Genomic DNA, 21,107 nt, shown 5'->3' with positions numbered 1-21,107 from the left:
TATAATGTCAAGCCCGCAGCCTTGAGGGAGCCGTCTACTTGATCCACCCCGTCGCCAGCGCGTTCGCAAGCTCCGGCTGATTGTTGCGGCGCGCGAGCGCGGCCATCGTTTCATGGTCGTAGGCGATCTGACGAAACGTGACCTGCCAGGCAGCGTCAGAGAGCTCGAGGATCGCGTAACGCGAGTGCGGCGTGCCGGCCTCGACCAGATGCGGGAATGGATGCACATCGCGATAGCCGGGGCTGCCGACGCTGCCGGGATTGACGATCAGCCGGCCGTCGCGAAGCCGCACGGCACGCGCAAGGTGCGTGTGGGCGCAGAGGATCAGGGATTGCGTGATGCCTTGCGCGAACTGCTCGATGCGATCGAGCGGCGACAGGGCGACCGTGCCGTCAGGATGCACAGTGTCGAGCCAATAGATTTCGTCATCCTCAGGCGTTGCGTGACAGAGAAAGACCTGCTCCCGAAACACGCGGGTCATCGGCTGCGCGCGGAGCCAGTCGAGTTGCGCGGCATTGAGCTGCGCATGCGCGGGACGGTCCCACGAGCCCATCTTCTCCGGGGGACGATCGAGCAGATAACGGTCGTGGTTGCCGAGTACGTGCACGGCGTCGAGCGGCATCAGGATGTCGATGGTGCGCCGTGCATCGAGCGGGCCGCTCAGCATGTCGCCGAGATTGACGATGTCAGTGATGCCTTGTGCACGAATATCGGCCAGCACGGCCTCCAGCGCGAGATAGTTTCCGTGGACGTCGGCAATCGCGGCAAAACGCATCGTTATCCTCACTCCCGTGCCCGGAACGCGGCGCAGCACCATAAGCGCGCTTACGCGCGTCTTCGACGCGCTATGGTGGTGCGCCGCCGAGCCGGGGCCCATGTTGCGGCATTCTGGGTCCCGGCTCTGCGGAGCAGCGTTGCACGCTGCACCGCGTCCGGGACACGAGACCGCCTATGCAGGAGGCGTGCCGTTGAGCCCCAGCACGTGGCCAGAGAGATAAAGCGAGCCGGTGATCAGGATGCGCGGCGGCACTTCGTAGGCGAGCCGCGACAAAGCCCGCAGCGCAGCCTCGACGCCGGGGGCGATCTCGACGCGCATGCCGAGGCTGCGGACGGCATCCGCAAGGCGATCCACCGGCATCGCATTCTCGGTGTCCGGGATCGGCACCGCGATGATGTGGCGGGTGAGACCCGCGAAATTGGCGAGAAACGCTTTTGCGTCCTTGTTGGCCATCATGCCCGCAATCACGACCAGCGGCCGCGACACGCGTTCTTCGAGATCGCCGAGCGCGGCGGCTGCAACGCGGCCGCCTTCGGCATTGTGGCCGCCGTCGAGCCAGATCTCAGAGCCCTGCGGCCCGAGGGCGAGCAGTTCGCCCGAGGTGAGACGCTGCATCCGCGCCGGCCATTCGGCGCCGACGATGCCGGCCTCGAACGCCGCCTGGCTGACCCTGAACGTCGAAATCGCGCGCAATGTCGCAATCGCAAGGCCGGCATTGTCGAACTGATGACGGCCGAACAGGCGCGGCGCCGCGAGATCCATCAGGCCGCGCTCGTCGGAATAGACCAGGCGCCCATGCTCGACATTGACGTGCCAGCTTTCATTCGCGGCAAACAGCGGCGCGCGCATGCGCTTGGCCTGCGCTTCGATCACAGCCATCGCGTCCGGGGTCTGCTCGGCGCAAATCACGGGCACGCCGTGCTTGATGATCGCGGCCTTCTCGCCCGCAATCGACGCCAGGGTATCGCCGAGGAAATCCGTGTGATCCATGCTGACAGGCGCGATCACGCAGGCCGCGGGCGCATCGACCACATTGGTCGAATCGAGCCGGCCGCCGAGGCCGACTTCGAGCAACACCGCATCGGCAGGATTTTGCGCGAACAACAGGAACGCGGCGGCAGTCTTGAGCTCGAACACAGTCGCAGGCTCGCCCGCATTGACGCGCTCGACTTCTTCCAGAGCCGCGCGCAATTCATCATCACTGACGAGCACGCCGCCACCGACGCGGCCGAGACGAAAGCATTCGTTGATGCGGACGAGATAGGGCGAGGTGTAGGCGTGGACGCGCAGGCCAGCTGCTTCCAGCGTCGCGCGCAGATAGGCCACCGTCGAGCCCTTGCCATTGGTGCCGGCGACATGGATCACCGGCGGCAGCTTGCGTTCGGGGTGACCGAGCCGTTCGAGCAGGCGGTGCATGCGCTCGAGCCCGAGATCGATGCGCTTCTGATGCAGCGCCGACAGCCGCCCGATCAATGCGTCGAGCGGCTTCCTTGCGCTGTCAGGAGACGCGTTCACGCGTGGGGCGCAGCCGGCGCGGTCTCAGCGGCCGAGACGATCTGCGCCGGGCTGACGACTGGCTGCGTCGGCTTGGACGCGTTCTCCTGCGCCGGTGCCTTGGTCAGCAGGCGGCAGAGCCGCGCCAGGGTCGGGCGCAACTCGTGGCGATGCACGACCATGTCGACCATGCCGTGCTCTTTCAGATATTCGGCGCGCTGGAAACCTTCAGGCAATTTCTCACGGATGGTCTGCTCGATCACGCGCGCGCCGGCAAAGCCGATCAGCGCGCCGGGCTCGGCGATCTGCACGTCGCCGAGCATCGCGTAGGACGCGGTGACGCCGCCGGTGGTCGGGTTGGTGAGCACGACGATATAGGGCTGCTTTGCCTCACGCAGCATCTGCACCGCGACGGTGGTGCGCGGCATCTGCATCAGCGACAAGATGCCTTCCTGCATGCGCGCACCGCCGGAGGCGGCAAACACGATGAACGGCGACTTCTTCTCGACCGCGAGCTCGAGCCCGCGCACGATGGCTTCACCCGCAGCCATGCCGAGCGAGCCACCCATGAAATCGAAATCCTGCACGGCGACGACGACGCCGGCGCCTTCGAGCTTGCCGTAACCGACCTTGATCGCGTCGTTCAGATTGGTGCGCGCACGCGCATCCTTGATGCGGTCGACATATTTCTTCTCATCGCGAAACTTCAGCGGATCGGGCGTGACGTCGGGCAGGGCGACGTCGAACCAGGTCTCGTTGTCGAAGATCGACTTCAGCCGTGCCACCGCGCCCATGCGCATGTGATAGTTCGAGCCGGGGATGACGAACTGGTTGGCCTCGACGTCCTTGTAGAACACGAGCTGTCCGGAATCCGGGCACTTGATCCACAAATTCTCCGGCGTCTCCCGACGCAGCATGTTGCGGATCTTCGGCCGGACCACATTGGTAAGCCAGTTCATGGTTTGCTCCGATATGCGAACCCGCAGGGGATCGCCTGAAGAACTATATGGCGGCCGGGCCCCTGCCCGGCAAGCCGCCGTGTCGACCGCCTTGGCAACGGAATCATGACCTATTCGGCCGCTTGTTTGGCGCCCTTGACACCCTGGGCCAGGGCCGCCGTCAGCTCGGCCACCGCGTTAACGGTCTTGGCGGTTGCGCGCCCGTCGGCATCGAGGCTGTTCTTGAGCGCATCGACCAGCGCGGTGCCGACCACCGAACCATCCGCCTTCTCGGCAATCGCGCGCGCCGCCTCCGGCGTGCGGATGCCAAAGCCAACGCAGATCGGCAACTTGGTATGCCGCTTGATGCGCGCGACGGCTTCGCCGACGGCATTCGCGTCCGCCGCCGCTGCGCCGGTGATGCCGGCGATCGAGACGTAATAGACAAAGCCCGACGTGTTCGCGAGCACTGCGGGCAGGCGCTTGTCGTCCGTGGTCGGGGTCGCCAAGCGAATGAAGTTCAGGCCCGCCTTCAGCGCGGGAATGCAGAGTTCGTCGTCTTCCTCCGGCGGCAGATCGACGATGATGAGGCCGTCGACGCCTGATGTCTTGGCATCAGCCAGAAACTTGTCGACACCGTAAATGTAGATCGGATTGTAGTAGCCCATCAGCACCAGCGGCGTGACGTTGTCGTCCTCGCGGAAGCCGCGCACCAGCTCCAGCGTCTTCTTCAAGGTCATGCCACCCTTGAGCGCGCGCAGACCTGCCGCCTGAATCGAGGGGCCATCCGCCATCGGATCGGTGAAGGGAATGCCGAGTTCGATGACGTCAGCGCCCGCCTTGGGCAGCGCCTTGACGATATTGAGCGAAGTCGCGAGATCGGGATCGCCGGCCATCACATAGGTGACGAAGGCCGAGCGGCCGGCTTTTTTCAGTTCGGCGAAACGAGTGTCGATACGCGTGGTCATGATTCGGCGATCGCTGTGCTATACCTCTCCCCTCCGGGGAGAGGTCGGCTGCGAAGCAGCCGGGTGAGGGGGATGGAGAGGTTCAAGTCCAGAGCGCAAAGGCTCCGCGAGTCGCGGACGAGCGCCGAAGCGAAACTTTGGCAGGCGCTACGCAATCGGCAGCCCGCCCGCTGGAAATTTCGCCGCCAGCACCCTGTCGACCGGTACGTCGTCGATTTCGTGACGTTGGACGGAAAACTGATCATTGAGGTGGACGGTGTCACGCATTCCAGCCCGACCGACATCGAGAAAGACAAGGTCAGGACCGAAGTCCTTGAAGCCTGCGGATTTCTCGTCCTGCGAGTCTCAAATACCGACGTGTATGAAAATATGGAGGGCGTACTCGAACTCATCGAAACCTCATTGAGGTTCGAGTGAGCGGAGAGACCCCTCACCCGGCTACTTCGCAGCCGACCTCTCCCCGACGGGGAGAGGTGAAGAGAGTGCGACACTCGCCTCACTTGCTCTTGCCCTTCAGGATGTCGCCGACCTGCGGGACGTCCTTGTCGCCACGGCCGGAGAGATTGACGACCATCAGGTGGTCTTTCGGCCGCTTCGGCGCGAGCTCCATCACCTTGGCGATGGCGTGCGCGGGCTCGAGTGCGGGGATGATGCCTTCGAGCTTCGAGAGCAGCTGGAACGCGGCGAGCGCCTCGTCGTCGGTCGCGGAGAGATAATTGACGCGGCCGACCTCATGCAGCCAGGAGTGCTCGGGGCCGATGCCTGGATAATCGAGGCCGGCCGAGATCGAATGCGCGTCCTGGATCTGACCGTCGGCATCCATCAGCAGATAGGTGCGGTTGCCATGCAGCACGCCGGGACGGCCGCCCGCGATCGAGGCGGCATGCAATTGCGTGAGCCCGTGGCCCGCGGCCTCGACACCGAAAATCTCGACTGAGGGATCGTCGAGGAAGGGATGGAACAGGCCCATCGCGTTCGAGCCGCCGCCGATGCAGGCGACCAGCGAATCCGGCAGGCGTCCCTCGACCTCCTGCATCTGCGTCTTGGTCTCGTTGCCGATAATGGACTGGAAGTCGCGCACCAGCGTCGGATAGGGATGCGGACCCGCCACCGTGCCGATGCAGTAGAAGGTGTTGTGCACGTTGGTGACCCAGTCGCGCAGCGCCTCGTTCATCGCGTCTTTCAGCGTGCGCGTGCCCGACTGCACCGGAAACACTTTTGCGCCCAGCATCTCCATGCGGATCACATTGGGCTGCTGCCGCTCAACGTCGACCGCGCCCATATAGACCACGCATTCGAGACCGAACCGCGCGCAAAGCGTCGCGGTGGCGACACCGTGCTGGCCGGCACCGGTCTCGGCGATGATGCGCTTCTTGCCCATGCGCCGCGCCAGCATGATCTGGCCGAGCACGTTGTTCACCTTGTGCGAGCCGGTGTGGTTCAGCTCTTCGCGCTTGAGGTAGATTTTCGCACCGCCGAGATGGTCGGTGAGACGCTCGGCGAAATAGAGCGGCGAGGGCCGGCCGACATAGTTCTTGAGATAGCCGTTCATCTCGGCCTGAAAAGCCGGATCGGCCTTGGCCGCGGTGTAGGCCTTCTCCAGATCGAGGATCAGCGGCATCAAGGTTTCGGCAACAAAGCGTCCGCCGAAAATGCCGAAATGACCGCGCTCGTCGGGTCCGCTGCGATAGGAGTTTGGTTTGGCGATGTTCATCGAACGCTCAACTCTTGAGTGGCGCGCGCGGCGCGAATGAAGGCCTTGATCAGTTCCGGATCTTTCACGCCGGGAGCGCTCTCGATGCCGGAGGACACATCGACGCCGCCCGCGCGGGTGACGCGAACGGCCTCGGCGACATTGTCGGCATGAAGTCCGCCCGAGACCATGTAGGGCAGTTTCAGATCGAGATTTTCCAGCAGGTGCCAGTCGAACGGCGCGCCCAGGCCGCCGGGCCGGGTCGCATCCTTCGGCGCGCGCGCATCGAACAGGATGCGATCGGCGACTGCGGCATAGCCCGGCAGGACAGCAAGATCGGCCGCGATTGCGACCGGCACGGCCTTCATCACCGGGCGACCGAACTTCTGCTTGATGTCCCGCAGCCGCGCCACGCTTTCCTTGCCGTGGAGCTGGAGGATGTCCGGCGACAGCGAATCCATGATGTTGTCGAGCGTGGCATCGTCGGCATCGACCGTGAGCGCCACTTTAAGCGCTCGCCCCTTCACCTGCCGGCCGAGATCGCGCGCCGTCTCCAGCGAGACATGCCGCGGCGACGGCGGAAAGAACACGAACCCCACCATGTCGGCGCCCGCGTCGAGCGCGACGTCGAGCGTCTCGCGCGTGGACAGGCCGCAGATTTTGACGATCAGGGACATGGTCTCAAAGCGGGTGGAGGCCGCAAGCGGCGGCCGGTAAACGGTTTTTCGGTCGGGCCGCTTCTACAACGTCGCACGCTGCTTGTCTCGCCCGACGGGCCCGTAAAGGCCCATCCCGGAGGGCACCGGGAGACGTTGAGGTTCGGGCTTGGCCGGGGCCGTCTGGGCCCGCAGATCGGCCAGCTCGACCCGGGCGGTCCGCGCATCCGCCTCATGGCGGCGCGCGGCACGCCGCCAACGCCGCTGGCCGAACCAGACGGCGCAGCCGCCGGCGACGACGCCCACGGCCGCCACCAGGATCAGAAGCAGAAACAACGGCAGCGTGACCGATAGGGCCGGATCGGCCGCCATGAAGGGATCGAACGAGACGGTGACGAAATGCCGGTTGGCCACCGCAAAGGTCACCAGGATCAGGCCCAGCGGGATCACGATCAGCGCGGTCAGGAACTTTCGCATCGCGATCGCTCGTCTTGAATCAAGCTTGCTGCCGCATCATGCGGCTGTTCGGTAAAGCCCGGACGACAGAGCATGATCCGGAAAAGTGTGCAGCGGTTTTCCGCAAAGATCATGCTCAAACCATAACCTAAAGCGCGATTTCATCGCGCCTTAATCGGGCGCGCCGGGATCCGGATGGTCGCGGTTCAGCCGCTCGCGCATTTCCTTGCCGGTCTTGAAGAACGGAACGCTCTTCTGATCGACGGGGACATGGGCGCCGGTGCGCGGATTGCGGCCGGCGCGTGCAGGGCGATGCTTGACCGAGAAGGCACCGAAGCCGCGCAGCTCGACGCGGTCACCGCGCGCGAGGGCCGCTACGATCTCTTCGAGAATCGCATTCACAATGTTCTCGACATCCCGCTGGTACAGATGCGGGTTGTGCTCGGCGATACGCTGAACAAGTTCGGATTTGATCATCGAGAGATAGGACCCGGAAGCGTGCGGATGACCATTTCCGTGAAAATGCCTTGATCTGTCAAGACGCTAAATGAAGGTTGAGCGTCGGGAAAATGCGTGACAAATGCCGAAAAAGCGGGCTGCGCAGCTACCCGCCAGACGGGAAAAAGATCCGAGGCTCGCGTTGTTCCCGCCTTTTCCGGTCAATTCGACGCAGCCGGCTGCCACAAGGCCAGCATTCCATCCATACCGACGCGATCGACCGCCTGCACGACACCGGTTTGCGCGATTTGATGCGCAATCGAGCCGAATCCAAGCGCTTCCAGCGTCACGGCAGCAGCCGTCTTGAGGAACGGCAGATCGCCAAAGCGCGGCTCGAGCTTGTAATCGCGGACCGAAAGACCCTTCTTGACGCCCTTCTGCTCCTCGAGCCAGGTCACGGCGGTTTTCTCGTCGCCGAGCTGGTCGATCAGCTTGAGATCGATCGCCTGGCGGCCGGTGAAGACACGGCCATCGACGACTTTTTCGAGCTGCGTGTCATCCATGCCACGGCGCTGCTTCACCAGATCCTTGAACCAGGCATAGGAATCCTTCACCAACGCATCCAGCGCGGCCCGCGCTTCCGGGCTGGTCGGCTCAAAGCCGTTGGGCGCGGCCTTCAGCGGCGTGGACTTGACCTCCTCCACCTTGACGCCAACGGTCTTCAGGAGTTCCGAGACGTTGGGAAACTGGAACAGCACGCCGATCGAGCCGACCAGCGAGCTCTGCTGGGCGATGATGTGGTCGCTCGCAATCGCGGTGATGTAGCCTCCGGACGCCGCAAGCCCTTCGACCACGACGACCAGCGGCTTCTTCGCCTTCAGCCGCGTCAGTGAATCATAGAGCTGCTCGGAACCGGCGGTGGTGCCGCCCGGCGAATTGATGTGAACGACGACGGCGGCGGCCTGCGAGTTCTCCAGCCGCTCCAGCGCCCGCGTGCGCTCGGCATCGCTGCGGATCAGGCCGTCGATCTGCACGCGTGCGATCGCGCCGGCGGTGGCGAAGGTGCCGCGCGCGCCTGGTGTCGCGATCAGCGCGAAGCCCGCGATCGCAGCGATCGCGATCAGCGCGGCCATCACGCGCCAGAACGTCAGCTTGCGGCGGATCCTGCGGCGGTCGACGATGATGTCCGAATCGAGCGACATCGAAATATCTCCAAATGAAAGGCCGCGGGCGTTGTGCCGCCACAACGTGACCATTGGCTTGCCTGGATACATCAATTGCGGCGCAATTTGAAGAAAACAAGGCCTCGTGACGGGCGAGGAAGTCGCCACAAGCTCCTTCGTCATCCCCGCGAACGCGGGGATCCATGACCCCAGGGAGGAGTGTGACGCGAGACGCCCACTTCAAGTCTTCGCCAAACCATTTCTTGTGGGTATGGGTCCCGGATCGGCGCTCCGCTCTAAACAACGCTACGCGTTGTCCAGGGCTGCGCTTGTCCGGGACGACGACGGAGTATGCTGCAACAAAAAAGCCCCGGCTCGCGCCGGGGCTTCGATGTCAGCAAAACCTGCGTTTCGCTTACTTGCTGTCGCGGTTCTTGAGCGCGGTGCCCAGAATGTCGCCGAGCGTCGCACCCGAATCCGAAGAGCCGTACTGCGCGATGGCTTCCTTCTCTTCCGCGACTTCGAGCGCCTTGATCGACACCTGGACCTTGCGGGCCTTCTTGTCGAACTGGATCACGCGGGCGTCGACCTTCTCGCCGACGGCAAAGCGTTCGGCGCGCTGGTCATTACGGTCACGCGCGAGCTCCGAGCGCTTGATGAAGGTCGAGAAGTCGGTCCCGGTGATCTTCACCTCGATACCGCTTTCCTTCACTTCGAGCACTTCGCAGGTCACGACCGCGCCCTTCTTGACATCGCCCGGCTCGGCGAAGGGGTCGCCTTCGAGCTGCTTGATGCCGAGCGAGATACGCTCCTTCTCGACGTCCACATCGAGCACCACGGCCTTCACCATGTCGCCCTTCTTGTAGTTGTCGATCACCTGCTCGCCCGGAAGCTTCCAGTCGAGGTCGGAGAGATGGACCATGCCGTCGACGTCGCCCTCGAGGCCCAGGAACAGACCGAACTCGGTCTTGTTCTTGACTTCGCCTTCGACCACCGAACCGGTCGGGTGACCTTCGACGAAGACCTCCCAGGGGTTGCGCATGGTCTGCTTGAGGCCGAGCGAGATGCGGCGCTTGACGGAATCGACTTCCAGCACCTGCACGTCGACTTCCTGCGAGGTCGACACGATCTTGCCGGGGTGCATGTTCTTCTTGGTCCACGACATCTCGGAGACGTGGATCAGGCCCTCGATGCCCGGCTCGAGCTCGACGAACGCACCGTAGTCGGTGATGTTGGTGACACGGCCGGTGAAGCGGGCACCCAGCGGGTACTTGGCTTCGATGCCCTGCCACGGATCGTCCAGCAGCTGCTTCATGCCCAGGGAGATGCGGTGCGTCTCGTGGTTGATCTTGATGATCTTGACCTTCACGGTCTGGCCGATCGAGAGCACCTCGGTCGGGTGGTTGACGCGGCGCCACGCGATGTCGGTGACGTGCAGCAGACCGTCGATGCCGCCGAGATCAACGAACGCACCGTAGTCGGTGATGTTCTTGACCACGCCGTCGATCACCTGACCCTCTTCGAGGTTCTGCACCAGCTCCTGACGCTGCTCGGCGCGGGTCTCTTCGAGAACCGTGCGGCGGGAGACGACGATGTTGCCGCGGCGGCGGTCCATCTTGAGGATCTGGAACGGCTGCGCGTTGTTCATCAGCGGCGCAACGTCTCGGATCGGGCGGATGTCGACCTGCGAACGCGGCAGGAAGGCAACGGCACCGTCGAGGTCGACGGTGAAACCACCCTTGACCTGGTTGAAGATGACGCCCGTGACCTTCTCGTTGTTCTGGAACGCCTTCTCCAGCTTGCCCCAGCTCTCTTCGCGGCGCGCCTTGTCGCGCGACAGCACGGCTTCGCCGAGGGCGTTTTCGATGCGATCGAGGAACACTTCCACCTCGTCGCCAACCTTGATCTCGCTGTCACGGCCGGGGCCGGAAAATTCGCGCAGCGCAACGCGGCCCTCGGTCTTCAGGCCGACGTCGATGACGGCCATGTCCTTTTCAATTGCAACCACCTTGCCCTTCACGACCGAGCTCTCCTGCAGGTTGCCACCTGCGAAGGACTCGTCGAGCATCGCGGCGAAATCGTCGCGCGACGGGCTATAGGAATCAGCGGAAGTCGAAGCCATTTGTTCTCCAGTTGCGGATGTCTTGCCGGCCGTTGGGGTTCATGGGCGTATCGCGCACGCAGTGTCGGAAGGTCCGCAAGACCTTCGAGCGACCGCTCGTTGCTCCGGCTTGACGCCGAAACAGCGGAAGCGGGCCGGCAGAGGCCCGCGCGTTCGATACGTGGAAAATCTGTTGTCCGGAGCCTGGATCGCGTCGGTCCCGAACAGGGACCGAGAGTACCGACCTCAAAGAGCGGGAGCGGGCGCTTCCTCCAATGACGGCTGCGGCTTAACCCCGCGACCGGCCCGCTCGGACAGCCTCGATAATGTCGATGGCGGCCCGGACGCCGCCTTCTATATCCAGTTGGGAGTTATCAAGCAAGTGAGCATCCGGGGCAGGCTTTAGAGGCGCAATCGGCCGGTTCTTATCCCTTTCGTCGCGCCGGATGATGTCGGCGAGCACGGCCGCCTCATCGGCCTCCTCACCCCGCGCCCTCGCCTCCATGGTCCGGCGGCGGGCGCGGACCTTGGGATCGGCCACGACAAAGATCTTCACGTCGGCATGGGGGCAGATCACGGTTCCGATATCCCTGCCGTCCAGCACGGCGCCGGGCGGATCGGCGGCGAACTGCCGCTGGAAATTGACCAGGGCCTCGCGAACCCTGGGAATCGCGGACACAATGGAGGCGCCCTCGCCGGCCTCCTGGGTCTTCAGGGCGGGATTGCCGAACTTTTCAGGGTCGAGCTCCAGGGCGGCCCGCACGGCCGCGGCCTCGTCCCGCAGGTCATGGCCGGACTGCATCAGCGCGTAGGCGACGGCGCGATAGATCACGCCGGTATCGAGATGACGATAGCCGTAATGATGCGCGAGGCGCTTGCCGAGCGTGCCCTTGCCCGAGGCCGCGGGGCCGTCGATGGCGATGATCATGAAAACTCGGCCCCCAGCGACCGCATCATCGGAATGAAGTCCGGGAAACTGGTGGCGATGAAGGCGGTGTCATCTACGGTTACGGGCTGATCGGATGCGCAGCCCATCACTAGCGCCGACATCGCGATGCGGTGGTCCATATGCGTGGCGACGGTGCCGCCGCCGGGGACATGCCCGCGGCCCTCGACGATCAGATCGTCGCCGGAAACAGTGACCTTCACGCCATTGACGCGGAGCATGTCCGCGGTGGCCTCGAGCCGATCGGATTCCTTGACGCGCAGCTCTTGCAGCCCGCGCATGATGGTCGTGCCTTCGGCAAAGGAAGCCGCGACCGCCAGCACCAGATATTCATCGATCATCGACGGCGCGCGCTCCGGCGGCACCTCGACCCCGCGCAGTTTTGACGCGCGCACGCGCAGGCGCGCCATCGGCTCGCCGGCATCGCCGCGCACGTCGCTCTCCTCGATGGAAGCGCCCATTTCACGCAGCGTCGTGAAAAGGCCGATGCGCAGCGGATTGGTCATCACGTCGGAAAGAACGACATCGGAGCCTTCGACAATCAGCGCCGCGACGACCGGAAAGGCCGCAGAAGACGGATCGGCGGGCACGATGACAGTGGCGCCGTGCAACTCGGGCTGGCCGACCAGCGAGATGCGACGGCCGTGAGCCCCCTCGGCGACCGAGGTGATATCAGCACCAAAGTGCTTCAGCATCAGCTCGGTATGGTCGCGGCTGGCCTCGCTCTCGATCACCGTCGTGGTGCCCGGCGCAGACAGCCCCGCCAGCAGCACGGCGGACTTGATCTGGGCCGAGGCGACCGGGGTCTTGTAGGTGATCGGCAGCGGATCACGCGCGCCCTGGACGGTCAGCGGCAGGCGGCCGCCCTCGCCGCCGGAGACCACCTTGGCGCCCATCTTTTCGAGCGGGTCGAGAATCCGGCGCATGGGGCGGCTGCGCAGCGAGGCGTCGCCATCGAACACCGCCGAGATCGGGCAGCCGGCGACGGCGCCCATGACCAGCCGGCAACCGGTGCCGGAGTTGCCGAAATCCAGCGCCGCCTTGGGCTGGGCAAAGCCTCCAACGCCCACACCCTGGACCTTCCAGGCGAAATCGCCGGTGCGCTCGACCTTGGCGCCGAGCGCCTGCATCGATTTGGCGGTGTTGAGGACGTCCTCGCCCTCGAGGAGGCCCGTTATCCGGGTCTCGCCGACCGCCAGCGCGCCGAGGATGAGGGCCCGGTGCGAGATCGACTTGTCCCCGGGCACCCGTACTTTCCCGGTCAGGGGGCCGCTTGAGCGCGACGTCAGCGGTGTCGGCTTATCGGAATGGGTCAAGATTGTGTCCTTGGATGGCCCTGTAGGGCTGCGGGCAGGTACCACATGGTCCGCCCGCCGTCACGGGCATGTCTTTCTTCCGTAATGCGCTATTGACAGCGGGCCGCCAACTAGCCAAGTGAAGCACCGCTTTTCAGACATTCCCAGGATTCCTCTGCCGTGGCCAAGTCCGAACTCGGAACCAAACGTATTTGCCCGACCACGGGCAAGAAGTTCTACGACCTCAACAAGAATCCGGTGATCTCGCCCTATACCGGCGAGGTTGTGCCGATCGCGCCCGTGGCGCCGGCCCGCGCGACCCGCGGCGCCGAAGCCCGTCACGCCGCAGCCGCAGACAACACGCCGGAGCCGGCCGAGGTCGAAGAGGTCTCGCTGGAAGAGGCCGATGCCGAGGAGAACACCGGCAAGGTGAAGGCCGTCGTCCCCGAATCCGAGGACGATATCGAGGTCGACGAGACCCTCGACGACGACGACGATGATGATTCGACCTTCATTGCCGACGAAGAAGAAGGCGATGAGGACGTGACCGACATCATTGGTGATGTCGGAGGTGATGAAGAGACTTGAGATCAGCACCGATCTGTGAAAAAGGGTGCACCGCGCGAGTCACCAGGCTCGCCGGTCGGGAGTGATCCCCTCGGGATCGTCCCAAGACTAAAGGGGCCATAGCTCAGCTGGGAGAGCGCTTGCATGGCATGCAAGAGGTCGGCGGTTCGATCCCGCCTGGCTCCACCAGCCTTCGCTCGCTTCGCGAGCTACGGCTGGGCAAGCCCGGGAAGTCCCTCGTAGCGAAGTGAGCGAAGGCTGTCCCGCCAAAGCCCGAAGGGCGACGGCGGACTGGCCGATATCCCCACTGTCGTGTTGGTGGACAGTAGCAACACCGTAAACGTGTCTCGGATCTGCTAATCTACCCTCAGGGAAGGAAGCAGAATGAAATACGTCTATATCCTCGAAAGCGTCGACTCCGAGCACTTTTACGTCGGCATCACCGACGACCTGAGAGCGCGCCTGGCAAAACACAATGCCGGCGAGGTGCCGCACACGTCAAAATATGGGCCCTGGCGAATTCGAACGTATTTCGCTTTCGATGACGCCGCACGCGCTGTCGCATTCGAGCGATATCTGAAATCTGGCTCTGGTCGCGCGTTCGCCAAAAAGCATTTCTGATCGTGCGTGTCCGGGGCCTACTCCCCAATCACCGCATTCAGCCGATCCCTTAGCGCGACGATCTCGTCCTTCATCGCGACCAGCTCCGAGACCGAGCACTCCGAGGCCGCCAGGATCGACTGCGGGACGCTGCGCGCCTTCTCCTTCAGCGCATGGCCCTGCGGTGTCAGCGCGATCAGAACCTGACGCTCGTCCTCGCTCGAGCGCGTGCGCTTGACCAGATGCGCGGCCTCGAGCCGCTTCAACAGCGGCGTCAGCGTGCCCGAATCGAGAAACAGCTTCTCGCCGATGTCCTTCACCGGCACGTCGTCGCGCTCCCACAGCACCAGCATCACCAGATATTGCGGATAAGTCAGGCCGAGCCGGTCCAGCAGCGGCTTGTAGACGCGGTTGAAGGCGTGCGCGGCCGAATACACAGCGAAGCAGATCTGGTTGTCGAGGCGTTGCGGATCGAGGGTCGATAATTTCCGGGCCATAGAGAATCTCGCGCGTTTCTCCCATTCTGGGACCGGCCGGCCGCACATTCAATTGCGAACAATTAAATGTGAGACATGCAAAATTCGATTGCACGCAATCTAATTGTTTGCAATACAGCATGCGCCCCAACCCGAAGCCCCCCCTGAGGAGACGAAAATGTCCGTGAACGTCCTCTACAAGACCAGCGCAAAAGCCACCGGCGGCCGCGACGGCCATGCTGCGACCCTCGACGGCGCCCTCGACGTCAAGCTCACCACGCCGAAGGAGCTCGGCGGCGGCGGTGGCGCCGGCAACAATCCCGAACAGCTGTTTGCGGCCGGCTATGCCGCCTGCTTCATCGGCGCGATGAAGTTTGTGGCCTCGCAGGGCGGTCCGAAGGTTCCCGCCGACGCCACCGTCACCTCGACCGTCGGCATCGGCCCGCGCTCGGCCGGCGGCTTCGGTCTCGACATCGATCTCGCCGTCTCGCTGCCGGGTCTTTCCCGCGCCGATGCCGAAGCGCTGGTCGAGAAGGCGCACCAGGTGTGCCCGTACTCCAACGCGACGCGCGGCAATGTCGACGTTCGCCTGACGGTCGTCTGATCTGACGGTGGATTGGCTGGCCCGAGATCCCCCTCGGGCCGGCCGTTTCCTTTGATTTGCCACGCTGCGGGATTGCCGCCTGCGGTGCATACGCCCCTACGCAACAAGCCATTGCTGGCTTGGGTGAACCTCGCTAGGCCTGTGCTCAAATATCGACACAGGGGAAGCGAAGGCATGAGTTCTGAAGCCGTTTTGGGGGCAATGAGCGGGCTGCGCGTCATCGATCTCACCCGCGTGCTTGGCGGTCCCTACTGCACCCAGATCCTCGCCGACCACGGCGCCGACGTGATCAAGGTCGAGCCGCCCGCAGGCGACGAGGTGCGCGAATGGGGCCCTCCCTTCCACGAGGAGGACGCCGCCTATTTCATCGGCATCAACCGCAACAAGCGCTCGATCGGCCTTGACCTCGCCTCCGAGGGCGGCCGCGTCGTGCTGCTGAAGATGCTGGAGACGGCCGACGTCCTGATCGAGAATTTCAAACCGGGCACGCTGGAGAAATGGGGCATCGGCAACGATGTGCTCCGCGAGAAATTTCCGTGCCTCGTGCATTGCCGGATTTGCGGCTTCGGCGCCGACGGCCCGCGTGGCGGCAATCCCGGCTATGACGCCATCATCCAGGCCATGACCGGCATGATCGCGGCCACCGGCTCACCCGAAAGCGGTCCGATGCGGATCGGCGTGCCCCTGGTCGACATCACCACCGGGCTTTACGCCGCGATCGGCATCCTGATGGCGCTGTCGGAGCGGCAGCGCTCCGGCAAGGGCCAGTTCCTGGAGACGACGCTGTACGAGACCGGCCTCGCCATCATGCATCCGCACACCGCGAATTATTTCATGCATGGCAAGCCGCCCGGGCTGACCGGCAACGAGCATCCGAATCTCGTGCCTTACGCGATCTTTCCGACCAAGACCGACGACATCTTCATCGGCGTCGGCAATGACGGCACCTTCCGCAAGCTCGCCAAGGAGATCGGCAAGCCCGAGCTCGGCACCGACCCGCGCTTTGCCCGCAACAAGGACCGCATCGCCAATCGCGAAGCGCTACGCGCCGAGCTGGCCGCGGTGTTCAGCCAGCACGAGGCCGAGCCGCTGTGCAATCGCCTGCTCGCCGCCGGCCTGCCCGCAGGCCCGGTGCAGAAGATCGACCAGGCGCTGACCAATCCGCATACGATCGCCCGCGGCGATGTCATCGAGAAGGACTGGTACAAGGGCGTGGCCTCGCCAATCCGGCTCGATCGCAGCAAGCCGAGCCTCCGCCGCCTGCCGCCGAAGTTCAGCCAACACTCCCAGGAGGTGCTGGGCGAGTTCGGCTACTCCAGGGCGGAGATCGACGCGATGGTCGCAAAGGGCGTGGTCTGCGGCCCCGAGCGCAAGCGCTAGGGTCAGCCTCAACAGCGATGCCGCACTGCGGCGCGGGCACAAATGTGCACCGCGAACGACGCCGGCTGCGCGGGGCGCGTTCGCCTATTTGATGGCTTCCCTTTTCCAGCGCTTGCCGCTTTCGTTTCGGCCGCTTACACAGTCATGTGAACGTCATATGGCGCTGCTAGCGCAAGCGATCTTTTTGACGGCCAAGGGACGGCTAAAGGGACGGCTAAGGGAGGTTTACTTGATGGCTCTTCGACATTTTGGGGCGGCTGCCGCATTTGCGGTCACGGTCGGCCTGACGGCTTCGCCGGCGCTGGCGATCACTGAAATCCAATGGTGGCACGCGATGACGGGCGCGAACAACGACGTCATCGTCAAGCTCGCCAACGACTTCAATGCGTCGCAGAGCGACTACAAGGTCGTCCCGACCTACAAGGGCAGCTATCCCGACACCATGAACGCAGGCATCGCGGCATTCCGTGCCGGCAACGCTCCGCACATCATGCAGGTGTTCGAAGTCGGCACCGCGACCATGATGGCCGCGACCGGCGCCGTGAAGCCCGTCTACAAGATGATGCAGGAGGCCGGCGAGAAGTTCGATCCGAAGAACTATCTGTCCGCGATCACCGGCTACTACTCGACCTCGAAGGGCGAGATGCTGTCGTTTCCCTTCAACTCGTCGTCGACCGTCATGTGGATCAATCTCGACGAGCTGAAGAAGGTCAACGCCGAGATCCCGAAGACCTGGCCTGAAGTGTTCGAGGTCGCCAAGAAGCTGCACGACAACGGCCATCCGACCTGCGGCTTCTCCAACTCCTGGGTCACCTGGGTCAATCTCGAGCAGCTCTCGGCCTGGCACAACGTGCCGCTCGCGAGCAAGGCGAATGGCCTCGACGGCTTCGACACCAAGCTCGAGTTCAACGCGCCGCTCCAGGTCAAGCATCTCGAGAAGCTGGTCGAGCTGCAGAAGGACAAGACCTACGACTACGCCGGCCGCACCAACCAGGGCGAAGGCCGCTTCACCTCGGGTGAGTGCGCCATCTACCTGACCTCGTCGGCCTTCTTCGGCAACGTCAAGGCGCAGGCCAAGTTCAACTTCACCGCTGCGCCGATGCCATACTATCCGGACGTCAAGGGCGCGCCGCAGAACTCGATCATCGGCGGTGCTTCGCTCTGGGTGATGGGCGGCAAGTCGGCCGACGAATACAAGGGCGTGGCGAAATTCCTGACTTTCCTCTCTGACACCGATCGTCAGGTCTACATCCACAAGGCCTCGGGCTATCTGCCGATCACCAAGGCCGCCTATGACAAGGCCAAGGCCGAGGGCTTCTACAAGGACCAGCCTTATCTCGAGACCCCCCTGCTCGAGCTGACCAACAAGGAGCCGACCGAGAACTCCCGCGGCCTGCGCCTCGGCAACATGGTCCAGCTGCGTGACGTCTGGGCGGAAGAGATCGAGCAGGCGCTCGCCGGCAAGAAGACCGCCAAGCAGGCGCTCGATGCCTCCGTCGAACGCGGCAACACCATGCTGCGTCAGTTCGAAAAGACCGCCGTAAAATAAGGCGCACGCGCCGGCGGGCCGCAACGTCGAGCAGCCCGCCGGCGCCACCCATCATGCAAAAGCAACCGATTTTCCGATCAAAGCTACTGCCCTATGCGCTGGTTGCTCCGCAGCTCGCGATCGTTCTGATTTTCTTCTACTGGCCGGCCTTGCAGGCCGTCATCCAGTCCTTCCTGCTCCAGGACGCCTTCGGCCTCTCGACGAGCTTCGTCTGGTTCGAGAATTACGTCGAGCTGTTCAGCGAGCCCGCCTATTTCGAGACGATCGTCCGAACCTTCTTCTTCTCGTTTGCGATCGCGGCGTCCTCGCTCTCGGTGGCGCTGCTGCTGGCGGTGATGGCGGACAAGCCCTTGCGCGGCGGCGCGATCTACCGCACGCTGCTGATCTGGCCCTATGCCGTGGCGCCGCCCGTGGTCGGCGTGCTCTGGGTGTTCATGCTGCATCCTTCGCTCGGCGTGCTGTCGCGCTATTTGCGCGCCGCCGGCATCGAATGGAATCCGCTGCTCGATGGCGATCAGGCCGCGACGCTGGTCATCCTCGCTGCCGCCTGGAAGCAGATCTCCTATAATTTCCTGTTCTTCCTCGCGGGCCTCGCAGCCATTCCGAAAAGCGTGCTCGAGGCCGCCGCGATCGACGGCGCGCGCCCGATGCGGCGGTTCTGGACCGTGACCTTCCCGCTGCTGTCGCCGACCATCTTCTTCCTGCTGGTCGTCAACATCGTCTACGCCTTCTTCGACACCTTCGGCATCATCGACACCATGACCCGCGGCGGTCCCGGCAAGTCGACGGAGACGCTGGTCTACAAGGTCTATAACGACGGCCTGATCGGCGGCAATCTCGGCAGCTCCGCGGCACAATCGGTGATCCTGATGATCATGGTCATCGTGCTGACCGGCATCCAGTTCCGCTTCGTCGAACGCAAGGTGACCTACTGATGGTCGAGCAAGAGGGCTTTCGACGCTACGTCGCCCACATCATCCTCTGGATCGGGATCGCGATCGTCGCCTTCCCGGTCTACGTCGCCTTCGTCGCATCGACCCAGGACAACGCGCTGATCGCCAACGGGCAGATGTCGCTGCTGCCCGGCGGCCATTTCTTCGAGGTCTACTACCAGACCATCTTCGTCGGCACGAGCGGCACGACCCGCGAGCCCGTCGGCAACATGATGCTGAACTCGCTGGTGATGGCGCTGATGGTCGCTGTCGGCAAGATCGCGATCTCGATCATCTCGGCCTATGCGATCGTCTATTTCCGCTTTCCCCTGCGGATGCCGATCTTCTGGCTCATCTTCATCACGCTGATGCTGCCGGTCGAGGTGCGCATCTATCCGACCTACAAGATCGTGGCCGATCTGCACATGCTCGACAGCTATGCCGGCCTTTCGCTGCCGCTGATCGCGTCGGCCACTGCGACGCTGCTGTTCCGCCAGTTCTTCATGACCGTGCCGGACGAACTGCTGGAGGCCTCGCGCATCGACGGTGCGGGTCCGCTGCGCTTCTTCTGGGATACGCTGCTGCCGCTGTCGCGCACCAACATGGCCGCGTTGTTCGTGATCCTCTTCATCCTCGGCTGGAATCAATATCTCTGGCCGCTTTTGATCACCACCCGCGACGACATGCAGACCATCCAGATCGGCATTCGCAAGATGATGACCACCAACGACGCGCTGACCGAATGGCCGATCGTGATGGCGACCGCCGTGCTGGCCATGCTGCCGCCGGTGTTCGTCGTCGTCGCCATGCAGAAATTGTTCGTGCGCGGCCTGGTCGAGACGGAGAAGTGATGATCGCGAATTGCGAATGGCGAGCAGCGAATAGGGTCGCTGCAGTTGCCTTGCTCTTTGGTCGCGCCCTACTCGCCACTCCCTATTCGCTATTCGCCGGTGAAACCCATGGCTAACGTTACCCTGCGCAACGTCCGCAAGACCTACACCGGCGGCTTCGAGGCCATCAAGGGCGTCAACGTCGATGTCGGTGACGGTCAGTTCTGCGTGCTGGTCGGCCCCTCCGGCTGCGGCAAGTCGACCCTGCTCCGCATGGTCGCGGGCCTCGAGACCGTCACCGGTGGCGAGATCGACATCGGCGGCAAGGTCGTCAACCAGGTCGAGCCCGCCGATCGCGACATCGCGATGGTGTTCCAGAACTACGCGCTCTATCCGCATATGAGCGTCTTCAACAACATGGCTTACGGCCTGCGCAATCGCGGCATGAAAGAAGCCGAGATCAAGACCCGCGTCGAGGAAGCCGCCCGCGTGCTGGAGCTCTCGGCCATGCTGGAGCGCAAGCCGCGCCAGCTCTCCGGCGGCCAGCGCCAGCGCGTCGCCATGGGCCGCGCCATCGTGCGCCAGCCGAAAGTGTTTCTGTTCGACGAGCCGCTCTCCAACCTCGACGCCAAGCTGCGCATCGCGATGCGCGTCGAGATCCGCAAATTGCAACGCCGGCTCAATGTCACCTCGATCTACGTCACCCACGACCAGCTCGAAGCGATGACGCTCGCCGACATTCTCGTGGTGATGAACGGCGGCCAGGTCGAGCAGATCGGCAATCCGCTGGCAATCTACGAGAAGCCTGCCACGACCTTCGTCGCCTCCTTCATCGGCGCGCCGCCGATGAACCTGATGGCGACGCGCGCGGACGAGATCAAATCGCAGCTCGGCGGCAGTGCGGGCGATGCCGGCATCCTCGGCATCCGGCCGGAGGATTTTGTCATCACCGACCAGACCCCGGCCGGCGGCGTTGCGCTGTCCCTGACCGTCGAAGCGATCGAGCGCGTCGGCGCCGAGACTTTCGTTTACGGCGCGCGTGCCGAGGAAGAGCAGCACGTCGCGGCGACGCCGGGCGAGCTACCGCCGGGCGAGATCATCGTCCGCATCCCCGGGACCGAGGCTCCGGCCATCGGTGAGAAGATTCGGGTCGCCGCGGTGCGTTCAAAGCTGCACTTGTTCAGCGGCGACGGGCGCAAGCGGGTCGAGGCCTGACCGGTTCCGAGAGGTCCGGCCGCCAAAG

22 protein-coding genes and 1 tRNA gene are annotated in these 21,107 nt (G+C 63.9%); 10 read left to right on the top strand and 13 right to left on the bottom strand.

The window, feature by feature from the left end:
* Window positions 1-34 precede the first annotated feature (34 nt).
* The 4 genes from JQ587_RS01835 to trpA all read right to left on the bottom strand — a co-directional run bounded on the left by JQ587_RS01835 (window position 35) and on the right by trpA (window position 4,178).
* A complete protein-coding gene (locus JQ587_RS01835; protein ID WP_212424242.1) occupies window positions 35-775 on the bottom strand; it encodes a metallophosphoesterase family protein in 741 nt (246 codons plus the stop codon).
* Window positions 776-949: 174 nt separating this feature from the next.
* The gene (locus tag JQ587_RS01830) at window positions 950-2,293 is read right to left on the bottom strand and encodes a bifunctional folylpolyglutamate synthase/dihydrofolate synthase (protein WP_212424241.1); all 1,344 of its coding nucleotides are present in this window, start codon (window positions 2,291-2,293) and stop codon (window positions 950-952) included.
* A complete protein-coding gene (accD, locus tag JQ587_RS01825; protein WP_212302001.1) occupies window positions 2,290-3,231 on the bottom strand; it encodes an acetyl-CoA carboxylase, carboxyltransferase subunit beta in 942 nt (313 codons plus the stop codon). Before accD ends, JQ587_RS01830 begins: the two co-directional genes overlap by 4 nt.
* A gap of 110 nt (window positions 3,232-3,341) precedes the next feature.
* Window positions 3,342-4,178: a tryptophan synthase subunit alpha gene (trpA, locus tag JQ587_RS01820; protein WP_212424240.1), complete on the bottom strand. Its 837-nt coding sequence runs from the start codon at window positions 4,176-4,178 to the stop codon at window positions 3,342-3,344.
* Between the two features lie 72 nt (window positions 4,179-4,250).
* Here trpA and JQ587_RS01815 point away from each other — a divergent pair, with 72 nt between their 5' ends.
* The gene (locus JQ587_RS01815; RefSeq protein ID WP_212424239.1) at window positions 4,251-4,595 is read left to right on the top strand and encodes an endonuclease domain-containing protein; all 345 of its coding nucleotides are present in this window, start codon (window positions 4,251-4,253) and stop codon (window positions 4,593-4,595) included.
* Window positions 4,596-4,674: 79 nt separating this feature from the next.
* On the opposite strand, the gene trpB is transcribed toward JQ587_RS01815, so the two are convergent.
* From trpB to aroA, 8 genes are all read right to left on the bottom strand, one after another.
* A complete protein-coding gene (gene trpB, locus JQ587_RS01810) occupies window positions 4,675-5,892 on the bottom strand; it encodes a tryptophan synthase subunit beta (protein WP_212424238.1) in 1,218 nt (405 codons plus the stop codon).
* Complete coding sequence (locus JQ587_RS01805; RefSeq protein ID WP_212424237.1) at window positions 5,889-6,548, bottom strand: phosphoribosylanthranilate isomerase; 660 nt, start codon at window positions 6,546-6,548, stop codon at window positions 5,889-5,891. Before JQ587_RS01805 ends, trpB begins: the two co-directional genes overlap by 4 nt.
* Window positions 6,549-6,611: 63 nt before the next feature.
* The gene (locus JQ587_RS01800) at window positions 6,612-7,004 is read right to left on the bottom strand and encodes a lipopolysaccharide assembly protein LapA domain-containing protein (RefSeq protein ID WP_212424236.1); all 393 of its coding nucleotides are present in this window, start codon (window positions 7,002-7,004) and stop codon (window positions 6,612-6,614) included.
* A gap of 150 nt (window positions 7,005-7,154) precedes the next feature.
* Window positions 7,155-7,460 (bottom strand): integration host factor subunit beta, encoded by a 306-nt coding sequence (locus JQ587_RS01795; protein ID WP_007598410.1) that lies wholly within the window; start codon window positions 7,458-7,460, stop codon window positions 7,155-7,157.
* Between the two features lie 182 nt (window positions 7,461-7,642).
* The gene (gene sppA / locus JQ587_RS01790; protein ID WP_212424235.1) at window positions 7,643-8,623 is read right to left on the bottom strand and encodes a signal peptide peptidase SppA; all 981 of its coding nucleotides are present in this window, start codon (window positions 8,621-8,623) and stop codon (window positions 7,643-7,645) included.
* A gap of 376 nt (window positions 8,624-8,999) precedes the next feature.
* Window positions 9,000-10,706 (bottom strand): 30S ribosomal protein S1, encoded by a 1,707-nt coding sequence (gene rpsA, locus JQ587_RS01785; RefSeq protein ID WP_212301994.1) that lies wholly within the window; start codon window positions 10,704-10,706, stop codon window positions 9,000-9,002.
* A gap of 268 nt (window positions 10,707-10,974) precedes the next feature.
* On the bottom strand, window positions 10,975-11,613 hold the full coding sequence (gene cmk, locus JQ587_RS01780) for a (d)CMP kinase (protein ID WP_212424234.1): 639 nt from the start codon (window positions 11,611-11,613) through the stop codon (window positions 10,975-10,977).
* Window positions 11,610-12,947, bottom strand: a complete 1,338-nt coding sequence (gene aroA, locus JQ587_RS01775) for a 3-phosphoshikimate 1-carboxyvinyltransferase (protein WP_212424233.1) — start codon at window positions 12,945-12,947, stop codon at window positions 11,610-11,612. The genes cmk and aroA overlap by 4 nt, the downstream gene beginning before the upstream one ends.
* Window positions 12,948-13,106: 159 nt before the next feature.
* Here aroA and JQ587_RS01770 point away from each other — a divergent pair, with 159 nt between their 5' ends.
* From JQ587_RS01770 to JQ587_RS01760, 3 genes are all read left to right on the top strand, one after another.
* Window positions 13,107-13,514, top strand: a complete 408-nt coding sequence (locus tag JQ587_RS01770; RefSeq protein ID WP_212301991.1) for a TIGR02300 family protein — start codon at window positions 13,107-13,109, stop codon at window positions 13,512-13,514.
* A gap of 92 nt (window positions 13,515-13,606) precedes the next feature.
* Window positions 13,607-13,682, top strand: a tRNA-Ala gene (locus JQ587_RS01765).
* A 195-nt stretch (window positions 13,683-13,877) separates the two neighbouring features.
* Window positions 13,878-14,114, top strand: coding sequence for a GIY-YIG nuclease family protein (locus JQ587_RS01760; protein WP_212424232.1), 237 nt, complete (start codon window positions 13,878-13,880; stop codon window positions 14,112-14,114).
* A 17-nt stretch (window positions 14,115-14,131) separates the two neighbouring features.
* Here the strand turns inward: JQ587_RS01760 and JQ587_RS01755 are convergent, their stop codons facing one another.
* Window positions 14,132-14,590, bottom strand: coding sequence for a MarR family winged helix-turn-helix transcriptional regulator (locus tag JQ587_RS01755; protein ID WP_212301989.1), 459 nt, complete (start codon window positions 14,588-14,590; stop codon window positions 14,132-14,134).
* 157 nt (window positions 14,591-14,747) lie between these two features.
* Between JQ587_RS01755 and JQ587_RS01750 the strand changes: the two genes are divergently transcribed.
* The 6 genes from JQ587_RS01750 to JQ587_RS01725 all read left to right on the top strand — a co-directional run bounded on the left by JQ587_RS01750 (window position 14,748) and on the right by JQ587_RS01725 (window position 21,079).
* Complete coding sequence (locus JQ587_RS01750) at window positions 14,748-15,173, top strand: organic hydroperoxide resistance protein (RefSeq protein ID WP_212424231.1); 426 nt, start codon at window positions 14,748-14,750, stop codon at window positions 15,171-15,173.
* Window positions 15,174-15,347: 174 nt separating this feature from the next.
* Window positions 15,348-16,553 carry a CaiB/BaiF CoA transferase family protein gene (locus JQ587_RS01745; protein WP_212424230.1) on the top strand — a complete coding sequence of 402 codons (1,206 nt, stop codon included), beginning with the start codon at window positions 15,348-15,350 and terminating at the stop codon, window positions 16,551-16,553.
* A 232-nt stretch (window positions 16,554-16,785) separates the two neighbouring features.
* Window positions 16,786-18,102: a sn-glycerol-3-phosphate ABC transporter substrate-binding protein UgpB gene (gene ugpB / locus JQ587_RS01740; RefSeq protein WP_212424229.1), complete on the top strand. Its 1,317-nt coding sequence runs from the start codon at window positions 16,786-16,788 to the stop codon at window positions 18,100-18,102.
* Between the two features lie 53 nt (window positions 18,103-18,155).
* Complete coding sequence (gene ugpA, locus JQ587_RS01735) at window positions 18,156-19,037, top strand: sn-glycerol-3-phosphate ABC transporter permease UgpA (protein WP_212424228.1); 882 nt, start codon at window positions 18,156-18,158, stop codon at window positions 19,035-19,037.
* On the top strand, window positions 19,037-19,885 hold the full coding sequence (gene ugpE / locus JQ587_RS01730) for a sn-glycerol-3-phosphate ABC transporter permease UgpE (RefSeq protein WP_212301985.1): 849 nt from the start codon (window positions 19,037-19,039) through the stop codon (window positions 19,883-19,885). Before ugpA ends, ugpE begins: the two co-directional genes overlap by 1 nt.
* A 108-nt stretch (window positions 19,886-19,993) precedes the next feature.
* A complete protein-coding gene (locus JQ587_RS01725; RefSeq protein ID WP_212424227.1) occupies window positions 19,994-21,079 on the top strand; it encodes a sn-glycerol-3-phosphate import ATP-binding protein UgpC in 1,086 nt (361 codons plus the stop codon).
* Window positions 21,080-21,107: the final 28 nt, after the last annotated feature.

This window comes from Bradyrhizobium manausense, assembly GCF_018130615.1.
GTDB lineage: Bacteria > Pseudomonadota > Alphaproteobacteria > Rhizobiales > Xanthobacteraceae > Bradyrhizobium > Bradyrhizobium manausense_A.
Note: the sequence above shows the minus strand (reverse complement) of the source record. Positions and strands in the feature narration are given on the sequence as shown.

Bases quoted from the DNA above. Each gene is read 5' to 3' on its own strand.
- JQ587_RS01750 (WP_212424231.1), top strand. From the start codon at position 14,748: ATGTCCGTGAACGTCCTCTACAAGACCAGCGCAAAAGCCACCGGCGGC.
- ugpA (WP_212424228.1), top strand. From the start codon at position 18,156: ATGCAAAAGCAACCGATTTTCCGATCAAAGCTACTGCCCTATGCGCTG.
- JQ587_RS01755 (WP_212301989.1), bottom strand. From the start codon at position 14,590: ATGGCCCGGAAATTATCGACCCTCGATCCGCAACGCCTCGACAACCAG.
- JQ587_RS01815 (WP_212424239.1), top strand. From the start codon at position 4,251: ATGGAGAGGTTCAAGTCCAGAGCGCAAAGGCTCCGCGAGTCGCGGACG.
- ugpB (WP_212424229.1), top strand. From the start codon at position 16,786: ATGGCTCTTCGACATTTTGGGGCGGCTGCCGCATTTGCGGTCACGGTC.
- cmk (WP_212424234.1), bottom strand. From the start codon at position 11,613: ATGATCATCGCCATCGACGGCCCCGCGGCCTCGGGCAAGGGCACGCTC.
- sppA (WP_212424235.1), bottom strand. From the start codon at position 8,623: ATGTCGCTCGATTCGGACATCATCGTCGACCGCCGCAGGATCCGCCGC.
- JQ587_RS01805 (WP_212424237.1), bottom strand. From the start codon at position 6,548: ATGTCCCTGATCGTCAAAATCTGCGGCCTGTCCACGCGCGAGACGCTC.
- trpB (WP_212424238.1), bottom strand. From the start codon at position 5,892: ATGAACATCGCCAAACCAAACTCCTATCGCAGCGGACCCGACGAGCGC.
- JQ587_RS01835 (WP_212424242.1), bottom strand. From the start codon at position 775: ATGCGTTTTGCCGCGATTGCCGACGTCCACGGAAACTATCTCGCGCTG.
- JQ587_RS01800 (WP_212424236.1), bottom strand. From the start codon at position 7,004: ATGCGAAAGTTCCTGACCGCGCTGATCGTGATCCCGCTGGGCCTGATC.
- rpsA (WP_212301994.1), bottom strand. From the start codon at position 10,706: ATGGCTTCGACTTCCGCTGATTCCTATAGCCCGTCGCGCGACGATTTC.
- accD (WP_212302001.1), bottom strand. From the start codon at position 3,231: ATGAACTGGCTTACCAATGTGGTCCGGCCGAAGATCCGCAACATGCTG.
- trpA (WP_212424240.1), bottom strand. From the start codon at position 4,178: ATGACCACGCGTATCGACACTCGTTTCGCCGAACTGAAAAAAGCCGGC.
- ugpE (WP_212301985.1), top strand. From the start codon at position 19,037: ATGGTCGAGCAAGAGGGCTTTCGACGCTACGTCGCCCACATCATCCTC.
- JQ587_RS01745 (WP_212424230.1), top strand. From the start codon at position 15,348: ATGAGTTCTGAAGCCGTTTTGGGGGCAATGAGCGGGCTGCGCGTCATC.
- JQ587_RS01760 (WP_212424232.1), top strand. From the start codon at position 13,878: ATGAAATACGTCTATATCCTCGAAAGCGTCGACTCCGAGCACTTTTAC.
- JQ587_RS01795 (WP_007598410.1), bottom strand. From the start codon at position 7,460: ATGATCAAATCCGAACTTGTTCAGCGTATCGCCGAGCACAACCCGCAT.
- JQ587_RS01725 (WP_212424227.1), top strand. From the start codon at position 19,994: ATGGCTAACGTTACCCTGCGCAACGTCCGCAAGACCTACACCGGCGGC.